Annotated in this window: 23 protein-coding genes, 2 tRNA genes and 1 riboswitch; of the genes, 13 read left to right on the top strand and 12 right to left on the bottom strand. The window is 66.4% G+C overall.

All coding sequences use genetic code 11. From position 1 onward, the window contains the following. Positions 1–3: 3 nt before the first annotated feature. Both E3O39_RS10635 and E3O39_RS10630 read left to right on the top strand, forming a co-directional pair. Positions 4–1,269, top strand: coding sequence for a hypothetical protein (locus E3O39_RS10635; protein WP_134447714.1), 1,266 nt, complete (start codon positions 4–6; stop codon positions 1,267–1,269). Between the two features lie 50 nt (positions 1,270–1,319). Next, on the top strand, positions 1,320–1,925 hold the full coding sequence (locus E3O39_RS10630) for a hypothetical protein (protein ID WP_134447712.1): 606 nt from the start codon (positions 1,320–1,322) through the stop codon (positions 1,923–1,925). On the opposite strand, the gene E3O39_RS10625 is transcribed toward E3O39_RS10630, so the two are convergent. Then, the gene (locus E3O39_RS10625) at positions 1,922–2,329 is read right to left on the bottom strand and encodes a hypothetical protein (RefSeq protein ID WP_134447710.1); all 408 of its coding nucleotides are present in this window, start codon (positions 2,327–2,329) and stop codon (positions 1,922–1,924) included. The two genes, E3O39_RS10630 and E3O39_RS10625, sit on opposite strands and share 4 nt — an antisense overlap. Positions 2,330–2,615: 286 nt before the next feature. Here E3O39_RS10625 and E3O39_RS10620 point away from each other — a divergent pair, with 286 nt between their 5' ends. Genes E3O39_RS10620 through E3O39_RS10600 form a run of 5 tightly spaced genes read left to right on the top strand, consistent with a single transcriptional unit; the run spans position 2,616 to position 5,360 of the window. Next, on the top strand, positions 2,616–3,134 hold the full coding sequence (locus E3O39_RS10620) for a hypothetical protein (protein ID WP_134447708.1): 519 nt from the start codon (positions 2,616–2,618) through the stop codon (positions 3,132–3,134). A 22-nt stretch (positions 3,135–3,156) separates the two neighbouring features. Then, the gene (locus tag E3O39_RS10615; RefSeq protein WP_134447706.1) at positions 3,157–3,405 is read left to right on the top strand and encodes a hypothetical protein; all 249 of its coding nucleotides are present in this window, start codon (positions 3,157–3,159) and stop codon (positions 3,403–3,405) included. 6 nt (positions 3,406–3,411) lie between these two features. After that, entirely contained in the window at positions 3,412–3,615 is a 204-nt protein-coding gene (locus E3O39_RS10610) for a hypothetical protein (protein WP_134447704.1), read from the top strand. 3 nt (positions 3,616–3,618) lie between these two features. Beyond that, positions 3,619–3,987 carry a hypothetical protein gene (locus E3O39_RS10605; protein WP_134447702.1) on the top strand — a complete coding sequence of 123 codons (369 nt, stop codon included), beginning with the start codon at positions 3,619–3,621 and terminating at the stop codon, positions 3,985–3,987. Further along, a complete protein-coding gene (locus E3O39_RS10600) occupies positions 3,984–5,360 on the top strand; it encodes an SGNH/GDSL hydrolase family protein (protein WP_134447700.1) in 1,377 nt (458 codons plus the stop codon). Before E3O39_RS10605 ends, E3O39_RS10600 begins: the two co-directional genes overlap by 4 nt. Positions 5,361–5,578: 218 nt before the next feature. Here E3O39_RS10600 and E3O39_RS10595 read toward each other — a convergent pair. Further along, positions 5,579–5,654: transfer RNA gene (locus E3O39_RS10595), tRNA-Arg, on the bottom strand. Between the two features lie 123 nt (positions 5,655–5,777). On the opposite strand from E3O39_RS10595, the gene orn reads away from it, so the two are divergent. The 4 genes from orn to E3O39_RS10575 all read left to right on the top strand — a co-directional run bounded on the left by orn (position 5,778) and on the right by E3O39_RS10575 (position 8,258). Then, complete coding sequence (gene orn / locus E3O39_RS10590; RefSeq protein WP_134447698.1) at positions 5,778–6,398, top strand: oligoribonuclease; 621 nt, start codon at positions 5,778–5,780, stop codon at positions 6,396–6,398. Between the two features lie 48 nt (positions 6,399–6,446). Next, positions 6,447–6,522: transfer RNA gene (locus E3O39_RS10585), tRNA-His, on the top strand. A 72-nt stretch (positions 6,523–6,594) separates the two neighbouring features. Continuing rightward, entirely contained in the window at positions 6,595–6,960 is a 366-nt protein-coding gene (locus E3O39_RS10580; protein ID WP_134447696.1) for a metallopeptidase family protein, read from the top strand. A 23-nt stretch (positions 6,961–6,983) separates the two neighbouring features. Continuing rightward, positions 6,984–8,258, top strand: coding sequence for a hypothetical protein (locus E3O39_RS10575; protein ID WP_134447694.1), 1,275 nt, complete (start codon positions 6,984–6,986; stop codon positions 8,256–8,258). A gap of 3 nt (positions 8,259–8,261) precedes the next feature. Here E3O39_RS10575 and E3O39_RS10570 read toward each other — a convergent pair whose 3' ends face one another. From E3O39_RS10570 to E3O39_RS10550, 5 genes are read right to left on the bottom strand one after another with little or no spacing between them, the layout of a single operon-like run. After that, a complete protein-coding gene (locus tag E3O39_RS10570; RefSeq protein ID WP_134447692.1) occupies positions 8,262–8,522 on the bottom strand; it encodes a hypothetical protein in 261 nt (86 codons plus the stop codon). Continuing rightward, positions 8,519–9,163, bottom strand: a complete 645-nt coding sequence (locus E3O39_RS10565) for an ATP-binding protein (RefSeq protein ID WP_241975441.1) — start codon at positions 9,161–9,163, stop codon at positions 8,519–8,521. The genes E3O39_RS10570 and E3O39_RS10565 overlap by 4 nt, the downstream gene beginning before the upstream one ends. Beyond that, positions 9,150–9,941 carry an energy-coupling factor transporter transmembrane protein EcfT gene (locus E3O39_RS10560; RefSeq protein WP_134447690.1) on the bottom strand — a complete coding sequence of 264 codons (792 nt, stop codon included), beginning with the start codon at positions 9,939–9,941 and terminating at the stop codon, positions 9,150–9,152. The genes E3O39_RS10565 and E3O39_RS10560 overlap by 14 nt, the downstream gene beginning before the upstream one ends. Then, the gene (locus tag E3O39_RS10555) at positions 9,938–11,506 is read right to left on the bottom strand and encodes an ABC transporter ATP-binding protein (RefSeq protein WP_134447688.1); all 1,569 of its coding nucleotides are present in this window, start codon (positions 11,504–11,506) and stop codon (positions 9,938–9,940) included. Before E3O39_RS10555 ends, E3O39_RS10560 begins: the two co-directional genes overlap by 4 nt. Positions 11,507–11,509: 3 nt before the next feature. Further along, positions 11,510–12,142 (bottom strand): ECF transporter S component, encoded by a 633-nt coding sequence (locus tag E3O39_RS10550; protein ID WP_134447686.1) that lies wholly within the window; start codon positions 12,140–12,142, stop codon positions 11,510–11,512. A 36-nt stretch (positions 12,143–12,178) separates the two neighbouring features. Next, a riboswitch (TPP riboswitch) is annotated at positions 12,179–12,288 on the bottom strand. Positions 12,289–12,418: 130 nt separating this feature from the next. Between E3O39_RS10550 and nhaA the strand changes: the two genes are divergently transcribed. Then, positions 12,419–13,792 (top strand): Na+/H+ antiporter NhaA, encoded by a 1,374-nt coding sequence (nhaA, locus tag E3O39_RS10545; protein WP_370294804.1) that lies wholly within the window; start codon positions 12,419–12,421, stop codon positions 13,790–13,792. A gap of 3 nt (positions 13,793–13,795) precedes the next feature. Here nhaA and E3O39_RS10540 read toward each other — a convergent pair whose 3' ends face one another. Beyond that, complete coding sequence (locus tag E3O39_RS10540; protein WP_134447684.1) at positions 13,796–14,155, bottom strand: spore germination protein GerW family protein; 360 nt, start codon at positions 14,153–14,155, stop codon at positions 13,796–13,798. A gap of 39 nt (positions 14,156–14,194) precedes the next feature. Beyond that, the gene (locus E3O39_RS10535; RefSeq protein ID WP_134447682.1) at positions 14,195–15,481 is read right to left on the bottom strand and encodes a DNA polymerase IV; all 1,287 of its coding nucleotides are present in this window, start codon (positions 15,479–15,481) and stop codon (positions 14,195–14,197) included. 116 nt (positions 15,482–15,597) lie between these two features. Here E3O39_RS10535 and E3O39_RS10530 point away from each other — a divergent pair, with 116 nt between their 5' ends. Beyond that, entirely contained in the window at positions 15,598–16,155 is a 558-nt protein-coding gene (locus tag E3O39_RS10530; protein WP_134447680.1) for a TIGR03086 family metal-binding protein, read from the top strand. Between the two features lie 12 nt (positions 16,156–16,167). Here the strand turns inward: E3O39_RS10530 and E3O39_RS10525 are convergent, their stop codons facing one another. From E3O39_RS10525 to E3O39_RS10515, 3 genes are read right to left on the bottom strand one after another with little or no spacing between them, the layout of a single operon-like run. Further along, a complete protein-coding gene (locus E3O39_RS10525) occupies positions 16,168–16,968 on the bottom strand; it encodes an ABC transporter permease (RefSeq protein ID WP_134447678.1) in 801 nt (266 codons plus the stop codon). An 8-nt stretch (positions 16,969–16,976) separates the two neighbouring features. After that, positions 16,977–17,909, bottom strand: coding sequence for an ABC transporter permease (locus E3O39_RS10520; RefSeq protein ID WP_241975442.1), 933 nt, complete (start codon positions 17,907–17,909; stop codon positions 16,977–16,979). After that, positions 17,888–19,084 carry an ABC transporter substrate-binding protein gene (locus tag E3O39_RS10515; protein WP_134447676.1) on the bottom strand — a complete coding sequence of 399 codons (1,197 nt, stop codon included), beginning with the start codon at positions 19,082–19,084 and terminating at the stop codon, positions 17,888–17,890. Before E3O39_RS10515 ends, E3O39_RS10520 begins: the two co-directional genes overlap by 22 nt. Positions 19,085–19,099: the final 15 nt, after the last annotated feature.

Here is a 19,099-nt window from a genome sequence, read left to right as displayed (position 1 = left end):
GCAATGCCAGACCTCACATGGGTTGCAACCGATCTGCGGACGGGACTGCTGCTCGCCGACCTGCCCGACCTTGACGTGTCCAATGTGAAGGCAACCATCGGACGGTACGAGTCGACCACGGCGACCCTGCCCATCCCGTCCGCACCGGAGAACTGGCAGCGGGCAACACTCGAGGGTGCGGCGTGCCTCAATCTGCTATCGGACGGCAACCCTATCTGGGGTGGCAATGTCACGAAGCGCATTCGGGACGAGTCGGACAAGATCACGATTTCTTTAGTGACGGTTGAGTCTTACCTTGACCGTCGCTACGTGGGTGACGTGTCTTATGGTGCAACGGTCGCCAACCCGTCTATCCCATCGGTCGGGCAGAACAACATTGTCGCGTCACTGGTCAATGCGTACATTGCGGATGGCGCGAAACCTGGTCTGCCGATTCGAGTTCAGTTCACGACGGCCGGCGTCGGGGCTCTTCGCGATCGCACCTACTTGGACGCCTCCGACAAAACCGTTTACTCGGCACTGACTGAACTCATGGGCGTAATCGGTGGCCCCGAGTGGACCGTTGGCTGGGAATGGCAGCACAACCCGGAACGCATCACCCCTGTCTTGTACGTGGGCGATCGAATCGGTGCCGCCGTCCCCTCTGGCATGGGTCCTGCCGCCACGTTCGAGATGCCTGGTTCCGTCATCTCTGTCTCGATGCTCGAGGACTACAGCGCGGGCAAGGGTGCTAACGACGTCATGGCCGTGTCGTCGGCGTCTGGCAGCGTTCGCCCGCAGTCGCCGCGGCAATTATCGGCAGGTACCAGTCGTCCCACGTTCGAGTACCGATGGACCCCAAGCACTTCGATCACGGACGTGGGCACGCTGTCTGCGCACGCTCAGCAGGCTCTCGGAATTCTCTCGAATGGTTCCGCGACGGTCAACCTATCAGCCGTCGTTTCGGATGCGCCGGTCCTCGGCGTGGACTGGTCAATCGGCGATGATATCGGGTTCGCCATTGGTGGCCTCGAGGATGACCCGGCGATGAAGGCTGTCACGACGAAGACCGGCTTCGACCTTTTCACGGATGTTTTCCATGACATTTTCGGCACCCCTGGTAAGTCGTCCATTGCCCTCGCCAGGGCAAACACGCTCGGCCGCGAATCGGTGCCCGCTTTCCCCGGTGGCTTTGCTGGTGTCGCGCGGTGCATTGGCTGGGAACTGGAAATCTCCGAAACGCCCATCATCACCCCAACCCTTCTGAGCGCGACGATTGCAGGTTCATAATGGCTGGCCCCAGCTCCCTCAGTTCAGCGGTTCCTGCGGGTGAGGACTGGATGCCCCGCAAGGTCCTAGACCTCGAACGTGACCTGCGCGAGGTAATCCCGTCCGTACTTCAAACCCTCGCCCCGGTCATCAAGGTGTTGCAGGACACGCAGGCGACACAGGCTGCACAACAGGTCACGCTCGCAGACCAGCAGACGCAACTGACCGCACAGGTGGCAACACTGGCCGCACAGGTGGCATTGCAGGTGTCGCCGTCTGGTGCGTCCACGTCGGCTAGCGGGTTTGGAATCAGCTCGGGAACGGGTGCCGTCGCGGGGGTTACGTTCACGGTTCCGTCCGGTTACACGCGGGCGTTAATCCTCGGATCCGGAACGGTGACCGCCGCGAACACCTCGGGGACATCGGGCTACCTGTACGTCAAGGTGGTCATCAACGGTGGCAGCGGGCCAGAAGCGGCAACTATCGTTGGCGACTTCAACACGGCACCCTACGCGAACACGGTGATGAATATTTCAGCCTCGCACTCGGCCACCCTGACTGGGCTATCTGGCGGAACGTTCACCGTCCAGATTGCCGCACGCACCGGAGGTAACAACTTCGGCTCAAGTGGCACAAACTCTGCGATGATCGCGGCTCAGGTTATCTTCCTGCGCTAGTTGCAATCAAGCATGTTGTTTGCGGTCGTATAGCTATCAAGGATGCCCTTGATTGGCACACTGTAGTTGATGCCCCACTTGGCGGTGATCTGCTGCATGGCTGCTTGGTTCTGGGAGTTGTAGCTCTTGTATCGTGCGGCAGTGGCGAGGCACAGGGCCAACCGATCATTGAGCGCCGTCTTTTCGGCGGTCAACGCGGTCTGGTCGCTGGTGAGCTTGGCGATCGTCGCGGCCTGTGCTGCAACGGTGCCTGACTGGGCGTTGACGGCATCGTATGCGCGGAATGCGTATGCGCCGGCCCCGAGTGCGATGAGGGTGATGAGTGCGAATGCGGTGATTGCCGCGATTGGTGCCCGTCGTTTGGTTGCTGCCCTGTCCATTGTTTCCCCCGTCGCTGTTGTCATGTCCAGAACATAGCAGGTGTAACTACACCTTGGAAGCCCCCACATAGAGGGTCAAGGCTTCCCGTACCACGTCGGAGAGCGTGCGCCCCTCGCTTTTCGCTTTCGCCTTAGCCGCCGAATACAACTCGTCATCGATCCGAAAAACTCGGGTTGGTGTCTTCGGCTGGTTTGGCATACCCGCATTATCACACACACAAGGAGCCCTAATGTCCCGCCGCCATGCCCCCAGTTCGACCTGCCAGTGCGGTCCGTCGTGTGACTTCTGCCGCTGTGGGGAGGGGAAGTCGTGACGAAGCCCCCCATTGCGATTCACGATGTGCGCTGGACCATCGACACGTATGCCACGCATGCCGAGGCCATGCGCCTCGCTGATGAACGCTTCAACGACGAGCGCGACCGACGTTATACCGAGGTCAATATCGAGAAGGAGAAGGCGCTCAAGATTAAGGAGACCGCTGACCTTGCCGCCCTGTCGCTGGCCCGCGAATCGCAGACATACAAGGAGCAGCAGAACGATGCGCTCCGAGACAAAAACCTGAGTGAGTCCGGCATCTATGCGACCAACTCGAGCCTCAACCAGCTTGGCGAAGAAATCCGCGCCTCAACGGACATGGCAATCCAAGGCCTTGCCAGCTCCACGGCCAAGGCAATCAGTGACTTCATGAACGAGGTCAAGCCGTACATGTCCGGGCAGACCCAGCAGCAGGGGCAGGCGCAGGGCTCCCAGATCACCAAGGCCAACCTATACACCGCTATCGGCGTCGTCGTCGGGCTGCTCGGTGCCTATGCAGCTTTCAAACCGTAACTACAACTCAAGGAGTCACACCATGACCACGATCACCATCATCACCAAGAACGTCCTCAAGCGCGCCTGGACCGACCTCGAGCCCAAGCTGCTCGCGTGGCTGATCTCCGGACTCACCGCATCCATCCTCATCACCGGCCTCGATTACGTGGGCGTGCACATCTCGGCTGGTGCTGCCGGCGCAATCGTCCTCATCGTGGGCACCATCGCTGGGTATATCAAGGCGAGCACCACGACTGTCACCGCCACTCCCGGCGATCACGCAGCGTAGGCGCTCATGGGATTCAACGAAGGACAGACCGGCCACCTCGCCAAACACGACGCGATAGATGTCCTCACCGCAGCCCACACGGCACAGATCGCAGCGGGAGATGTAACCAACCCGGCCAGCGCTGCGGCGATTGCATTGGCTGCCACCTATGCAACACCCGCTCAAGCTGCTGGTCTCTCCGCAGCCCTTTCCATCGTCTTCGGAGGCTAAATCGTGGCTGGTCAGAACGTCATCGTCGCATTATCCATCTCCCCGCAGGTCCTTCTTTCGCAGCAGCTTGCAATCACCGAGGCCGCGCTGTACACGGTGCCAGCCGCAACCTCGGTGAAGATCGCACAGGGTACGCTCTGCAATGTCACCTCAGCCCCCGTCGTCGTCTACCTGTCTATCGTCAAAGCGGGCGGCACTATGGGTGATGGAACACACCGGGTCATCAGCGGCTACTCCCTCTTGGCCAATGACACCCTTTCCCTGCGTGACTACCTGGGCGGGGCCATGCTTGGTCCGGGCGACTTCATCGCCGGATATTCGAGCACGGCAACGGCTGTCGACCTCGTCATCTCGGGAACGGTGCACGCATGACCCGTTCACTAAGCCAGGGGGGCTCGCTTGCCACCCCCTCTGAGGCCGTATCCGTCGTCCGCCGCTCGCCGGACTCTACTGTCGCCCGCTATCTCGCGGCGTTCCGTGGGCGGCTTGACTCGGGCCAGGAAGATGCTGTCCTGGCTATCATCGGCGACTCGACGGGGAACGGTGATGGGGTGATCAACTCCACCGAGGCGCGGTGGCCGTGGCTCTTCACGCAGCGGCTCGCAGCACTCTACCCCGACCGTACGGTCATCTTCCGACAGATCGCTGACATCCCCACGGCTGCCTACGACGCGGGAACAACCGTGCAGACGGGCACAGGAATTGCCAACGCTGGCGTACCGTACAAGCTGACTATCTACAACGGATCAGCGTCCGGAATGAACCCGATTTGGAGTCAGTCACACCTGAATACCCTGATCCCCGTCACCCCACATCTTGTCATCATCAATCACGGGCACAATCAGGGCGGAGCAACCGATGACAACGTAAACGTCGCGTTCTATGCCCTCATTCGTGACATTCTCCGGCTCATGAGCCCCAACGTTCCCGTGCTCGTCATGGGACAGAACCCGCAAAGAACGGGGACACTATCGGTGCCCGCGAATATGCCCCTACACTTGCAGCGGATGAACCGGCTTCGAGAGATGTGTGGCACCGAGGGGTGGGGGTTCCTTGATGTGACGCGTGCCTTCCTTGACATTCCCAACTGGGATGTTACGGCCACCTTTGTCAAAGATGATGGCATTCACCCAGCCTCCCCTGCGGGCAATCTCCTCTGGGTAGACACGTTGTGGGCGTGCTACATGCAAGCGAAATACGCTAGCCCATCCGCGAACCCCGCCCGCGCTGACCGGATCTTCCTGCCCGCCACGGAGTTCGTTCCCTCCCTCATCCTCGGTGGATCGCCCGTCGCGGCCGTCCTGAATAGCTTCCTTCCCGTGCTGTCTTTCACGAAACAGGCGGGGGTAGCTGGTGCGTCAACAATCGTTCACCTCCCTGGTGGATGGAAAAGCGCGAACGTTTGGGCGTGGTGGACGACCACAGACGGGGTGGCGGGGAACGTAGCGTGGCAGATTGACCGCACCTACCTGAGTCGCATCAACTTCGATACCTCGAACGGCTCAAACGCAGTCGCTATGACGATGGCGACAGGGGCTGCACCCGTGGCAGGGGTGGCACCGACAGCGGCATTCGCCGAGGCGCACACTCTCGTCTCCCCCTACTGGTCGATGATCCCCTCAACTGCCCCCATGATGGGGCCGCGTCACACCGTGATCCGTGTTGGCCGCTCTGGGGGGAATGCCGCAGATACTTACGCGGGCACGGCGCACCTGTACGGCGTCATCCTAGAACGCTGCGCCTAACCCCGCCAATTCGACCCAGTACATCCCATTCGCCCGCCAGTCTCTTCGGAGGCTGGCGGGCATTTTCGTCGTTAACGCGCGCACCCCCAGTGTGGGTTACAGGGGCGCATCCCGGCCATGGCCTCACGGAGAGCCTATAAATCGTCTTAGGCTATGGTCTAGGCTTACAAGCCGTTCCCCGAGTGGGGGTGAATGCCCCGTGCTTCCCTTTGTTTCATTGGTGCCCCCGGTTGGAATCGAACCAACGACAAGCGGATTAGAAGGCCGCTGCTCTATCCACTGAGCTACGGGGGCGCGGAGCGCTTCAACGATACCGCAGACCCAGACCCCGCCGCCCCGGCCATCCGCCGGCCAGGCCCGGCCCGGGCTCGCTGGCGGGCCGGGGACCGCGTCGGACCCCGCCGCTAGACTCGGACCATGACAAAAAGCAGTGACCGGTTGGTCTGGATTGATTGCGAGATGACCGGGTTAGACCTGGAAAACGATGAATTGGTGGAGATTGCCGTGGTCATCACCGACTACGACCTCAACGTGATCGACCCGGGCCTCGACATCATCATCAAGCCGAACGCCTCCGCGCTCGCGAATATGAACGACTTCGTGCGCAATATGCACACGACCTCCGGCCTCATCGAGGAGATCCCGAACGGGGTCAGCGCCGCGGAAGCCGAATTCGAGGTCCTCGAGTACGTTCTCAGGTTCATTCCCGCGGAGCAGAAGGCGCCGCTCGCCGGAAACTCGATCGGAACGGACCGCTCGTTCCTCGCGAAGTACATGCCGCGCCTCGACAACCAGCTGCACTACCGTAACGTCGATGTCTCCTCCATCAAGGAACTCGCCCGTCGCTGGTACCCGCGGGTGTACTTCAACGCCCCGGTGAAGGACGGCGGGCACCGCGCACTCGCAGACATCCTCGAGTCGATTCGCGAACTCGCGTACTACCGCCAGACCGTGTTCGTGGCCGACCCCGGACCCACGAGCGACGAGGCAAAAGCGAGCGCGGCAGAAGCCGTGTCAGCATTCACTCCAAACGTGTAATAGAATTCTTGAGTTGCCGCTGCTCCTTCGGGAAGAGCGCAGCACATGGTGGTTGTAGCTCAGTTGGTAGAGCGTCCGGTTGTGGTCCGGAAGGTCGCGGGTTCAAGCCCCGTCAGTCACCCCAAGTAGATCAGGCATCCGTTCAGCACCTCACGATCAGTACTGTGTGAAATCAACACTGTGAGATGCTGAACGGATGCCGCAGCTCAGCCCCGATGAATTCAGTCACGAGGAATTCGAGAAGGTCGTCGTCGACGAGCTGGATCTCCTGCCCGACGACATGGTCGACGGGCTCGAGAACGTCATCTTCGTGGTCGAGGATCGTCCGGAGGACGGCTCCCTCGACACGCTCGGCCTCTACGACGGGGTCGCCCTGACGCACCGCGACCAGTACGGTTTCGGCGAGATGCCGGACCGCATCATCCTGTACCGGGAGTCCCTGCTGGCGATCGTCGACTCCCTCGAGGAGCTCCGCGACCAGGTGCACATCACCCTCGTGCACGAAATCGGCCATTTCTACGGGATCGATGACGACAGGCTGCACGAGCTCGGCTGGGGATGACCCGCACTTGTTAGCCTCGACTCATGAGTAAATTCCGGCCCGGCCGCGCCCTGGGTATCACGGTCGGTGCCCTGGCGATCCTTGTCATCGGCGTCTACGGGCCCGCGACGCTCCTCGGGCCGCTCCCGATGGTGAAGGCGACCGTGGTGTCGGCACCGGCCGCCGCGACAGCCGCCACTCCCCCGGTGCTCCCTGCCGCGGGCACGAGCGCCGTCGTGAGCCTCGTGCCGCCGGCCGCCGGCGCGGCAACGACCGCAACGACGGTCGCGACCACCCCGATCGCCGCAGCGGGCAGCACAACCCCGCTGCCGATGGCCGCCGCGGCGAAGATCGTCGCCGCCCTGGTCGTGCTCTCGGCCAAGCCCCTCGACGCCGGCGCCGCAGGGCCCGGGGTGCCGATCACGCCGGCCGACTACCAGGACTACCTCGATTACGTGGCCAATGGTGCGCGCACGGTCATCGTCTTCCCCGGCGAAACCTGGACGCAGCAGGAACTCCTGCAGGCGATGATCCTCGGCTCGAGCAACAACCACGCGGACACCCTGGCCCGGTGGGCCTTCGGCTCCGTCGACGCCTACGTCACGGCCGCCAACGCCTGGCTCGCGAAGGAGGGCCTGGCCGGCATCCACGTCGCGGACGCCACGGGCCTCGCGGATGCGAGCGTCGGGAACGGAGCGGACCTGGCGCGGCTCGCGGGCCTCGCTGCGACCAACCCGGTGATCAGCCAGATCCTGGCGAGCCCGGCATCCGCCCTCGTCGGCCAGCGCGGAGTCGACAACACGACCGCCTACCTGCCGGAGGAGGGCATCACCGGCCTCTCCCGCAGCTACACGGACGCCGGCGGCGTCTGTTTCCTGTTCACCGCAAGCGTGGGAACCGCGCCGGCGGCCTTCACCTTCGCCGGTGCCGTGATCGGCGAGCCGGACTACGACACGCTGACGACCGACCTGAAGGCGCTCATGGCCAGTGCAAAGGCCGGAGTCACCGACCTCCCGATCCTCGCGGAGGGCGCGGCGTACGTGCGTTTCGACGCTCCCTGGGACGCGACGGCCTCTGGCGTCGTGAAGACGGCCAAGACCCGCTTCGGCTGGCAGGCCGCTCCGGTAGGAGCACCCACGCTTGACCTGGACGCGTTCGCGACCGGCCGCTCCGGTACGACGGTCGGCCGGGTCACCGTGGATGCGAGCGGGGAGGCCGTGACCTCACCCCTCGTGCTCGATACGACGATCAGCGCCCCCGGACCCGGCTGGCGCCTGCTCAACCCGGTGCCGATGATCTCGGCACTCCTGGAGCAGTAGCGGCTACTCCGGCTGGTCTTCCGGCACGTACGGGTCGCTGTCCGTCGCGTCGAAGCGGTAGCGCACATGGATCCGGCCCTGCACGTCGCGTTCGTCGACCTCGTCGTACCAGAACAGGGTCTCGATGCCCTCGACGAGCGAGACCATGCTGATCCGGCTGTCATGCGCGCCCCGCACGAGGACTCGGGAATCGACCTGTCCCTCGAGGGGGCCATCGATGAATTCGGCGGTGTAGAACACTTCTTCGGGAGCTGGACTAGTCATGACCTAACGCTAGTCCGATTTCCCCGATCTCCCCGATTTCCCCGATCTCCACGGAGGCCGGGGGTCCCGTCGAGTTCGATCGTCGCCCATCGTCCGGGTTCTTCCCGCACGAGGAATCCCTGCCATTCTGCCTGCCACTGGTCCCAGTGCGACCGGAATGCCTCACCGTCCCGCGCGAGGGCCCGCTGCTTGCGTTCCTCGTCGTCGGCAGTGAGCCAGATCCGTACGTCGCTCAGGCCGGCATTGGCCGCTGAGAGCGTGCCGCAGCCCTCGACGAGGAGCGGAAGGGCCGGGTCTACCGGATGCCATTCCGCAGGCGCGTCCGCTCCCCAGTCATAGCGGCGCCAGGCGCCGGGCAGTCCGGCCCTGAACGGGCGCAGCACGTGTTCGGTCAGGTGTGCGCTCGCGGCGGCCAGTCCGTTCCAGCCTGGATAGATGTCGTCGAGACGGATGAGTGCGGGCCGCACTCTCGTCGGCCCGGCGGTCGACGGCCAGGCGTCGAGGATGCGGTCGGCGAGGGTGCTCTTGCCCGCACCGCTCGGCCCGTCGATCAGGATCACGATGGGCCCGGCATCCGCCCTCTGGAACGCCGCGATCGCCGCCAGCACCGGGGCGAGCAGCACCTGGTCAGGAGAGGACAAAATGCCACGTCCCCGCCCAGACCGCGACCGCGATCGCGATGCCGGCGATGCCGAGGCCGAGGCCGAGCATCACGGCGTCCCCTGCCCCGATCGCCGATGCGCGTGCCCAGGTGCGCGGCGCCGTCCCGAAGCCGCGGGCCTCCATGGCCGTTGCGAGCTTGCTCCCGCGGCGTACCGAGATGACGAGCAGGGCGAAGGCCGGCCCGAAGAAGCGGCGGAGGGCCCCGATCGGTCCGCCGCCGTCGCCGACACCCCGTGCGCGCCTGGCGAGGCTGAGGAAGCGCCAGTCTTCGATGAACATGCCGACGAGACGCAGGCCGGCGAGTCCGCCGAGCACGAACCGGGCCGGCAGGCGTAGCACCTGCGCGAGCCCGTCGGCGAGGTCGGTGGGGTCCGTCGTGGCCAGGAGGACGATTCCCGGCAGGCCGATCGCGAGTACCCGGAGCGCGATGGCCAGGCCGAGCTGGACCGAGCCGTCCGTCACCGTCACGAAACCGATTGTCAGGAGCACCGCTCCGGAGTCGCGGCCATACAGCACCGTCGTCAGGCCCCCGAAGGGCGCTGCGATCCACAACGTCGACGTGCGCAGCCAAAATTGCCGCGCGCTCAGCCCGCACCAGAACAGCAGCACGCCCTCGAGGGCGAGGGCGACCAGTGCCGAGACCCAGTCGATCGAGAGCAGCAGCGCGAGGCTCACGACGATCGCGGCGCCGAGCTTGGAGATGGGGTTGAGCCGGGCGACCGCGCTCGGGCGGATGCTCGGCGTGAGGAGGCTCATCGGCGCGCCCCCGCCGCTGAGCCGGCCGCCGACCCGGCCCTGCCACCCGCGAGCCGGTATTCGGAGTCGGCGATCGTGTCGACGAGGAGCTCGTCGTGGGTGACGAAGACAAGGGCTGTACCCGCGCTCTGCACCTCGACGAGGAGGGCGACGAGCTCCCGCCAGGTCCGGGAGTCCTGCCCGAAGGTGGGCTCGTCGAGCACAAGCACCCGCGGGCGGCTCGCGAGCACCGTCGCGACCGAGAGCCGGCGTTTCTCCCCGCCGGAAAGAGTGAAGGGGTTCGCTTCGGCCAGGTGGTCGAGCCGCAGCCTCTCGAGGAGCTCGTCGACCCGGCGGACCTGTTCCGCGGGGGCGAGGCCGAGGGCATGCGGGCCGACGGCGAGTTCAGCGCGCACGGAGCCGGAGAGGAACTGGTGTTCCGGGTCCTGGAAGACCGTACCGATCCGGGTCAGCAGGGCGCGGGAACGCCAGCGGACCGGTTCGGTGCCGAGGCCGTCCGCGAGGCCGGGACTCGCAGCGAGACGGCCGCCCGCCGGGGCGAGCAGGCCGGCCAGGGTGAGCGCGAGGGTCGATTTACCCGCGCCGTTCGGGCCCGTGATCGCGGTCGCCGTTCCCGCCCCGATGGTGAGGTCGATCCCGCCAGCGACGACCCGTGCGGTGCGTCGGGCGAACGGCACCCGCCCGACGGCGAGGCCGCTCGCGCTCAACAGGAGGTCGGGAGTCTGGGCTCCCCCCGCCTGGAGTCCGAGGTCGGCAGGTAGCCGGTTCGGCAGCCGGCCGGGAAGCCGCGGCGGGAGGTGCGGCACCCAGACCCCTGCCGCTGCGAGCCGTTCGCCCTCGGACTGCAGCACGGTGCCTGTCGGCCCGTCGGCAAGGATTCCACCGGCGGCATCGAGCACGATGACCCGATCGACGAGGTCCTGCCACACCGCAACCCGGTGCTCGATCACGATCAGGGTCGCCCCGCAGGCGTCGAGGGTGTGGCGCACGGCGTCGCGCACCTCGATGACACCCTCCGGGTCGAGATTCGCAGTCGGCTCGTCAAGCAGGAGCAGGCCCGGCCGCATCGCGAGGACGCCCGCCAGTGCGAGGCGTTGTTTCTGGCCGCCGCTGAGCGCGGAGGTCGGGTGGTCGAGCGGGAGCCGCAGGCCGACCGAGTCGAGGGCGGCACCGACCCTGCGCCAGATCTCGTCGCGCGGCACGGCGAGATTCTCGCAGCCGAAGGCGACGTCGTCGCCGACCCTCGCGAGCACGACCTGGGAATCCGGGTCCTGCAGCACGAGACCGACCCGGCCGCGGGCATCCGCAGGACGCCGCCCGTCGACGAGAAGTTCGCCGGTCTCATCGCCCTCATCCTCAGATCCGAGTACTCCGGCGAGCGCGTGCACGAGAGTGCTCTTGCCCGCGCCGCTCGCGCCGAGCAAGAGCACCCGTTCGCCGGGGCGGATGTCGAGGTCGAGTCCGGAGACCGCAGGCGCGCCCCGTCCGGCGTGCCGCCAGCCCCAGCCGCGGGCGCGCACATGCGCGCCCGCGACCGGGCGTACGGAATCGGGATCCAGGGGCATCCGCTACGCGGTGGCTCGCTGGGCCGCCCGGCCCGCACTGTCCCGGCCTGCGGCGAAGCGACTCAGGGCCCCCGAGCGCACGAGGCCGCGCAGGACGAGCCAGGAGACAAGCCCTCCGAGGAGCACGCCGGAGATCACGGCAGAGACGAAGTAGGTCACCTTGATCGCGTCGTCGACGGCTGCGTAGCTGTTCAGCACGTCGAGGATTCCGACCGCGACGCCGGCGCCGGCGCCGGCGAGGAGTGCGGTGCCGAGCTTCCAGCTCGAGTAGAGGAACAGGGCGAAGACGATCTCCGCGCCGAGGCCCTCGACGACGCCCCAGATCAGGGTCGAGAAACCCCACTGGGTGCCGATGAGCATCGAGACGACGGCTGCGACGACCTCGGTGTAGACGGCGGCGCCGGGCTTCCGCACGACGAGTCCGCCGAGCACGGCTGCGAAGAGCCAGCCGCCGGCGAGGAGGCCCTCGAGGCCGGGCGTGAAAGCCAGGACGGTGCTGAGCGGCGTCCAGGCCAGGCCCCACGCCCAGAAGATGACGCCGCTCGCGACGCCGATCACGCTGGCGACGACGATGTCGACGACCCGCCAGCGGTAGTTGCGAACCCGGGCTGCGGGTGTGGTGGTTGTTGAATGCATGATGTCGCGCCCTTTCAATGGCAATTGAGGGCACGGGTATGAGTGTTTCTGCCTCCCTGCGCTGGCATGATCCAGATCAGGTTTGACGGTCGAAGCTTAGGAAGCTTCCTCTCAGCCCGGTTGACCGGACTCCCGTGTTCGATTCCGAGTATAGACCGCACCGGCTTCCCGCCGCGGGCAGGGGCGCGGCGAGGGCCCCCGTGTACAGTGAAAGCAGGTGTGCCGGGAAGTCTGGTCGGCGTCCGCTCATCGAGCCCGAAACCAGAGGATCCACCCATGACCCCACCCACGAATCCGCCGATGACTCCACCAGGAAGCGCCCCCTCCCCTCGCAATCCTCGGGGAATCGGCGCGGTCTTCCGGCGCAGCAGCTATCCGGAATACGTGCGGATCAGTCAGATCCTCCGTCGTGAGACGGTCGGCGGGGCACTCCTCCTCGTAGCGACCGTCATCGCCCTGGTCCTCGCGAACTCGCCGGCCTCCGGCCTCTACTTCGCCGTACGCGACTTCCAGTTCGGTTACGAGCCCTGGCACCTCCAGCTCAGCGTCGGGGCCTGGGCGGCCGACGGGCTGCTCGCGATCTTCTTCTTCCTCGCCGGCCTGGAGCTCAAACGCGAATTCGTCGCCGGGGACCTGCGCACCCTCGACCGCGCTGTCGTTCCCGTTGCCGCGGCCGTCGGTGGCGTGCTGACCCCCGCCCTCTTCTTCACGCTCGTGAACCTCGGCGGTGGCGCGGAGGCGCTGCGCGGCTGGGCCGTACCGACCGCGACGGACATCGCCTTCGCCGTCGCCGTGCTCGCCGTGATCGGCTCACACCTGCCGAGCGCCCTCCGGGTGTTCCTGCTGACCCTCGCCGTCGTCGACGACCTGCTGGCGATCACGATCATCGCGTTCTTCTACACGAGCGACCTCCAGCCGCTCCTGCTTGCGGCCGCCGTAGTGCCGCTCGCCGTGTTCGCATTCCTCGCGCACCGATACTCGTACCATTTCGGGACGCAACCGTGGCTGGCGTGGCTCGTTCTCGTGCCGCTCGGCGTGCTGACCTGGGTTCTGGTTCATGCGTCCGGCATCCACGCCACCGTTGCCGGCGTGCTGCTCGGTTTCGCGGTGCCCGTGCTACGCAGTCGTCGTGGTGGCGGACCAGACGCGGGAGCGGGGCTCGCCCAGACCCTCGAGCACCGGATCCGGCCGTTGTCGGCGGGATTCGCCGTCCCGGTTTTCGCCTTCTTCTCCGCGGGTGTCGCGATCGGCGGGCCCGCCGGTCTCGCGGCAGCGCTGAGCGACCCCGTCGCGATCGGGATCATCGTCGCGCTCGTCCTCGGCAAGCCGGTCGGCATCCTCGGCGCCACCTGGCTCGTGACCCGCACGACGAAGGCATCGCTCGACCCCGACCTCGCCTGGGTCGACGTGATCGGCGTCGCGATGCTCGCCGGGGTGGGCTTCACGGTGTCGTTGCTGATCAGCGAGCTCGGCTTCGGGCACGGCACGATCGAGGACGACCACGCCAAGGTCGCCATCCTCACGGCGTCCCTGCTCGCGGCTCTCCTCGCCGCCGTCGTGCTGCGCAGCCGCAACCGGCACTACCGGGAGATCGACCTCAAGGAGAAGACGGACGCGGACAACGACGGGGTCCCGGACGCCTTCGAGTAGGGGCTACTTCTTGAGTGCCCGGATCACGTGACTGAGCGTCTTGCCGACGACCCAGACGAAGGGGATACCGACGGCGAGCAGCGAGATGACGTTGGGTTCGAAGCGAACGGTGCCCTCGGACTTCACGTAGGCGCCCACCGGGATGGAGACTCCGCCACCGCCGCCGCCGGCGCCGTGTCCGGGGCTGCCGAAGCCACCCGTGCCGGATCCTTCGGTCGATTCACCTTCGCCGCCGCCGAAACCGTAGTACACGAGCGCGACGGGAACGATCGTGATCCCGTCGACGAGGACGGGGTCACCGTATGCCGACCGCACGCCGGCGGAGCGGGAGATTTCTGCGAGCTTTTCGGGGAGGCTAGTCATCTCTTCACGATACTCCGCCGCGCTCCGCAACGCCCGGCATCAGGGATTCGCGTCGCCGCGTTCTCCCGCACGGGGGTTCGGCTTGGTGGCGTCGAGGCCCACCGGGCGGGCCTGGCTCGGCCCGAGCAGTGAGGCGGGCCGCACCGAACCGCGACCGAAGCGCGCGGTGACGGAGTCCACCGCGAGTTCGGCGCCACGCCAGTCGTCGTCGGGGTCCCAGAGGCCGAGGCCCGCCCCATCGCCGTCGCCCAGCTGCTCCACCCGCACTCCGATCAGTCGCACCCGGATGCCGCGGGCCGCGAGCACGTCGAAGCTCGCCGCGGCTTCCTCGTAGATGCGGCGGCCCACGTTCGTCGCCTCGGCGAGGGTGCGCGAGCGGGTCACGGTGCTGAAGTCGGTGTACCGGAGTTTCAGGACCACGCAGCGCCCGACGAGGCCGGCCCGCCGGAGGGAAACCGCCACCGCGTCGGACTGGCGGAGGAGCTCGCTGCGCAACCGGGCGACATCCGTCACGTCGTGTTCGAAGGTGATCTCGTGGCCGACGCTCTTCTCCTCGCGTTCGAGGGTCACTCCGCGCGGGTCTCTCCCCCACGCGAGTTCGTGCAACTTGCGGCCGGAGGCCTCGCCGATGGACTTCTGCAGCACAGGCAGCGGCGTGGCGGCGAGGTCGCCGATCGTGCGGAGGCCGAGCCCGAGGAGCGACTTCTCGGTCATGGCGCCGACGCCCCAGAGTGAGCCGACAGGCAACGGATGCAGGAACGCGAGGGTGTCCTCAGCCGGTACCACGAGCAGGCCGTTGGGTTTCGCCCTGCTCGACGCCATCTTGGCGACGAACTTCGTCGACGCGGCACCGACGGAACAGGTGAGCCCGGTCTCGTTCTGGACCCGCTCGCGGATCAGCGCCGCGATCACGGCGGGCGAGCCATGCAGGCGGCGGGCCCCGGAGACGTCGAGGAAGGCTTCGTCGATGCTGAGCGGCTCGACGAGCGGGGTCATGTCCGTGAAGATGCCCATCACCTGCTCGGAGAAATCCCGGTACCGGCTCATGTGCGGTTCGAGGACGACCGCCGCCGGGCAGCGCCGCAGGGCGAGCGCCATCGGCATGGCCGAGTTCACGCCGTAGCGCCGGGCGACGTAGTTGGCGGCGGTCACGACGGAGCGGCCGGAGCGGTGGCCGACGATGACGGGTTTGTCGACGAGTTCCGGGTGGTCGAGCAGCTCGACGGAGGCGAAAAACGCATCCATGTCGATGTGAAGCAGGGTCGCGGAGGAGTCGTCGACGCTTGCCGCCGAGACCGTGCGGTCGCTTCCGTCCTGCCTGCTCACCCTGAGACCCTAACCCACACCGCCGACCGTGCGGGCAGACCCGTTCCACGGGTAGCGTGCGAGGCGGAATGCACCGGCGACCGCAGGGGTTGCATCGTGCAACGAAAGGAGCCTTCATGGAATCGAACTGGATCGCACTTCAGCAGCAGGCCCACCAGGAGTTCAGCGCCCGGCTCGCGCACGTCACCAGCTGGGACGCGCCGACCCCCGACTCGGACTGGACCGTCCGGGAACTCGTGCGCCACGTCGTCCGCGGCCAGCAGAGTGTACCGCGGCTCCTCGCCGGACGGTCGGTCATCGAGGCTCGCCTCACCCGCGCCCCGCTCGGCTCCGATCTGCAGGCGGAATGGGACACCTACTCCGCCCTCGCGACCGCCGCCTGGTCGGAGGCCCCGGCGGATGCTCCCGTCCGGCTGGCGTCCGAAACCGTCACCGCCGCGGAGTACCTGCGCGAACAGGTCGCGGAGGTCACCATCCACACCTGGGATCTCGCCAGGGCCGTCTCCGCCGACGAGTCCCTCGACGACGAGCTCGTCGCCGCCGTCTGGACGGTCTTCGAGCCCCAGAAGGACGCCCTCGAAGCAAGCGGCCTCTTCGCTCCCCCGGTTCCCCTCCCCGACGACGCGCCGTTGCAGTCCCGTTTCCTCGCGCTCACCGGGCGCGACGCGCGCTGAACCGAGTGGGTCTCAGGGGGTGACTTTCTCGGCCCCCGCGAGGCGCTGTGCCACGTAGATCGGCACGATCGAGACCAGCACGAGGACAACCGCGATGACGTTGACGATCGGGGCCTGATTCGGCCGGAACAGGTTGTCGAGGATCCAGATCGGCAGGGTCTTTACGCTCGACCCCGCCGTGAACGTCGTCACGATGATCTCGTCGAAGCTCAGCGCGAAAGCGAGAAGTCCCCCCGCGAAGAGTGCAGAACGCAGCTGCGGGAAGGTCACGAGTCGGAAGGTGGTCCACAGCCCCGCTCCGAGATCGGCGGACGCCTCCTCGAAGTTCATGCCGACGCGGCGGAGACGCGCGATGACATTGTTGAACACCGTGACGATGCAGAAGGTCGCGTGCGCGATGATCACGGTCGCGATCGACAGCTGAATGCCCATGATCGTGCGGAACGCATTGTTGAGCGCAATGCCCGTGATGATCCCGGGGAGCGCGATCGGCAGGATCACGAGGAGGCTCACGGCGTCGCGGCCGAAGAACGCGAACCGCTGCAGGGCGAGCGAGATCAGGGTGCCGAGGACGAGGGAGACCAGGGTCGCCACGATCGCGATCTGCACGCTCGTCCCGATCGCGTTGAGGGCGCCCTCATTGTGGAACGCCTTCACCCACCACTCGAAGGTCAGGCCGGGCGGTGGCCAGGTCAGGTTCGTGCTCGTGCTGAAGGAGTTGATCAGCACGACGATGAGCGGCAGGTAGATCACCGCGAGAATGATCCCGGTGAGGACGGCGAGGACGATCCGTGCCGGTCTGCTGAGGCGCATCTCTCCCCTTACAGGTTGTCCAGGGCGCCGGTGCGGCGCACGGCGGCGAGGTATCCGAAAATGATCACGATCGGGATGAGGGCGATCGCCGCCGCGAGGGGCAGGTTGTTCGCCGCGCCGACGTTCGTGTACACGAGGTTCCCGAGCATCTGGTTGGCCCCGCCGACGATGTTGACCGTGATGTAGTCGCCGAGGGTGAGCGAGAAGCTGAAGATCGAACCGGCGATGATCGCCGGCCAGATCATCGGGAGCACGATGAGCCGAAGGGTGGAGCCGGTCCGGCCGCCGAGGTCGCCTGAGGCCTCGAGCAGGGAGTCCGGCACGCGTTCCAGTCCGGCGTAGATCGGCAGGATCACGTACGGCAGCCAGAGGTAGGCGAGGGTGATGACCGTTGCCGGCAGCCCGTATCCCGGGGTCTGACCGCCGAAGGGCGCGACCAGCCAGTCGACGATGCCGTCGCTCGACAGCACGGAGCGCCACGCATAGGCCTTGACCAGGTAGCTCGCCCAGAGCGGCATCAGCACGGCGATCACGAGCACCCGCTGCCACCGGGTGCTCGCGACCTTGGCCATGTAGAACGCGATCGGCAGGGCGACCAGGATGTCGACGACGGTCACGACCACGGCGATGCCGAGGGTGCGCAGGGTCACCGTCTGGTACAGCGAGCCGGTCAGCACGGTCACGATGTTGTCGAGCGTCCAGGTCTGCGTGATGGTTCCCGTGAACGTGTCCACCGTCCACAGGGCCGTGATCAGCAGCGCCGCGAGGGCCACGATGTACACCAGCCCGAGCCAGAACAGCGGAGCCGAGAGCAGCAGGGAGAGTCGGAGCCGGGGGTGCCGGCTCAGGAAGACCGAGATCCGGCGGGCCCCGGTGTCGCGGGGCACCGGTACGGGCCCGCCGGAATCGGCCTGGAGCATCAGCCCTTGATCTCCTGCCACGCGGTCGTCCAGGCCGCGTAGTCGGTGCAGGTCACGTCGGTCCTGCCGTCGACGCATTTGGCGATCGGCGTCGTCCAGTACCAGATCTTCGACGCGTAGTCGGCGTCTCCGGCGTGATAGGTCGCGCACTGGTTGGGGTCCGTCATGAACTCGCAGGCCTTCTGGTTGGACGGGGCCTCTCCGAAGTACTCGGTCGCTTGCGCGTTCGCCTTCGGGCTCGCGATGTAGTTGAGCCAGGCGTACGCGCAGTTGGGGTGCGCCGCTTTCGAGGCGATCATCCAGGTGTCAGACCAGCCGGTGACGCCCTCCGACGGAACCGTGACCTCGGCGGCGGTCCCGGCGGCGAGCGAGTTGCGGATCACCTGCCAGGTGGTTCCGACGACCGTGTCCCCGGTCTCGAAGGACTGCACCGACTTGAGGTAGTCGGACCAGTACTCTCCGATATTCGGGCGCTGCTGCTTGAGGAGGTCGACGGCCGCCGCGAGCTGCTTCTCATCGAGGGCGTACGGGTTCTTGATCCCGAGATCGGGCTGGTGCTTCATCAGGTACATGGCGGCATCCGCGATGTAGATCGGGGAGTCGTATGCCGTGACCTTGCCCTTGTACGCCGAAGACTTGTCGAACACGACGTCCCACGACGTCGGGGCCGGCGTGACGACATCCTTGTTGTACATCAACAGGTTGGCGCCGTAGCCGTGCGGGATGCCGTAGGAGACACCGTCGACGCTGTTCCAGGCCTGCAGCTTGAGGAAGTCGTAGATTCCGGCGTAGTTCGGGATCAGGTCGGTGTTCACCGGGGCGACGTCTCCGGCGGCGACCAGGCGCAGGGAGGCATCTCCCGAGGCCGCGACAACATCGTAGTCGCCCGTCTTCATCAGGTTGAAGGCCTCGTCGGAGGTGCCGTAGGTCTTGCTCGTGACCTTACAGCCGGTCTCGTCCTGGAAGGCGCTGACCCAGTCCACGGTCGGGTCGTTGCTGCCGTCTTCGACGTAGCCGGGCCACGCGAGGATCGAGACGGCCCCCTCGTTCGCGCCGAGGGCCGTCGGTGCGGATGCGGTGGGCTTGGTCGCCCCGGACGTCGTGGTTCCGCACGCCGTGAGGAGCGCGATCGAGGCGATGGCTAGCCCGGTCAGGGCGGTCAGTCTGGAGTTGCGGTGGGGCGCGTGGCGGTTCATTACGGTCTCCATTCT

Origin of the sequence: Cryobacterium sp. MDB2-A-1, assembly GCF_004402675.1 — a bacterium.
GTDB lineage: Bacteria > Actinomycetota > Actinomycetes > Actinomycetales > Microbacteriaceae > Cryobacterium > Cryobacterium glucosi.
The sequence above is the reverse complement of the archived record's forward strand: the minus strand, read 5'-3'. Positions and strand labels throughout refer to the sequence as shown.

Coding starts and splice junctions, on each gene's coding strand:
- E3O39_RS10635 (WP_134447714.1), top strand. CDS start 4: ATGCCAGACCTCACATGGGTTGCAACCGATCTGCGGACGGGACTGCTG.
- E3O39_RS10630 (WP_134447712.1), top strand. CDS start 1,320: ATGCCCCGCAAGGTCCTAGACCTCGAACGTGACCTGCGCGAGGTAATC.
- E3O39_RS10625 (WP_134447710.1), bottom strand. CDS start 2,329: ATGACAACAGCGACGGGGGAAACAATGGACAGGGCAGCAACCAAACGA.
- E3O39_RS10615 (WP_134447706.1), top strand. CDS start 3,157: ATGACCACGATCACCATCATCACCAAGAACGTCCTCAAGCGCGCCTGG.
- E3O39_RS10610 (WP_134447704.1), top strand. CDS start 3,412: ATGGGATTCAACGAAGGACAGACCGGCCACCTCGCCAAACACGACGCG.
- E3O39_RS10600 (WP_134447700.1), top strand. CDS start 3,984: ATGACCCGTTCACTAAGCCAGGGGGGCTCGCTTGCCACCCCCTCTGAG.
- orn (WP_134447698.1), top strand. CDS start 5,778: ATGACAAAAAGCAGTGACCGGTTGGTCTGGATTGATTGCGAGATGACC.
- E3O39_RS10580 (WP_134447696.1), top strand. CDS start 6,595: ATGCCGCAGCTCAGCCCCGATGAATTCAGTCACGAGGAATTCGAGAAG.
- E3O39_RS10575 (WP_134447694.1), top strand. CDS start 6,984: ATGAGTAAATTCCGGCCCGGCCGCGCCCTGGGTATCACGGTCGGTGCC.
- E3O39_RS10570 (WP_134447692.1), bottom strand. CDS start 8,522: ATGACTAGTCCAGCTCCCGAAGAAGTGTTCTACACCGCCGAATTCATC.
- E3O39_RS10560 (WP_134447690.1), bottom strand. CDS start 9,941: ATGAGCCTCCTCACGCCGAGCATCCGCCCGAGCGCGGTCGCCCGGCTC.
- E3O39_RS10555 (WP_134447688.1), bottom strand. CDS start 11,506: ATGCCCCTGGATCCCGATTCCGTACGCCCGGTCGCGGGCGCGCATGTG.
- E3O39_RS10550 (WP_134447686.1), bottom strand. CDS start 12,142: ATGCATTCAACAACCACCACACCCGCAGCCCGGGTTCGCAACTACCGC.
- nhaA (WP_370294804.1), top strand. CDS start 12,419: ATGACCCCACCCACGAATCCGCCGATGACTCCACCAGGAAGCGCCCCC.
- E3O39_RS10540 (WP_134447684.1), bottom strand. CDS start 14,155: ATGACTAGCCTCCCCGAAAAGCTCGCAGAAATCTCCCGCTCCGCCGGC.
- E3O39_RS10530 (WP_134447680.1), top strand. CDS start 15,598: ATGGAATCGAACTGGATCGCACTTCAGCAGCAGGCCCACCAGGAGTTC.
- E3O39_RS10525 (WP_134447678.1), bottom strand. CDS start 16,968: ATGCGCCTCAGCAGACCGGCACGGATCGTCCTCGCCGTCCTCACCGGG.
- E3O39_RS10515 (WP_134447676.1), bottom strand. CDS start 19,084: ATGAACCGCCACGCGCCCCACCGCAACTCCAGACTGACCGCCCTGACC.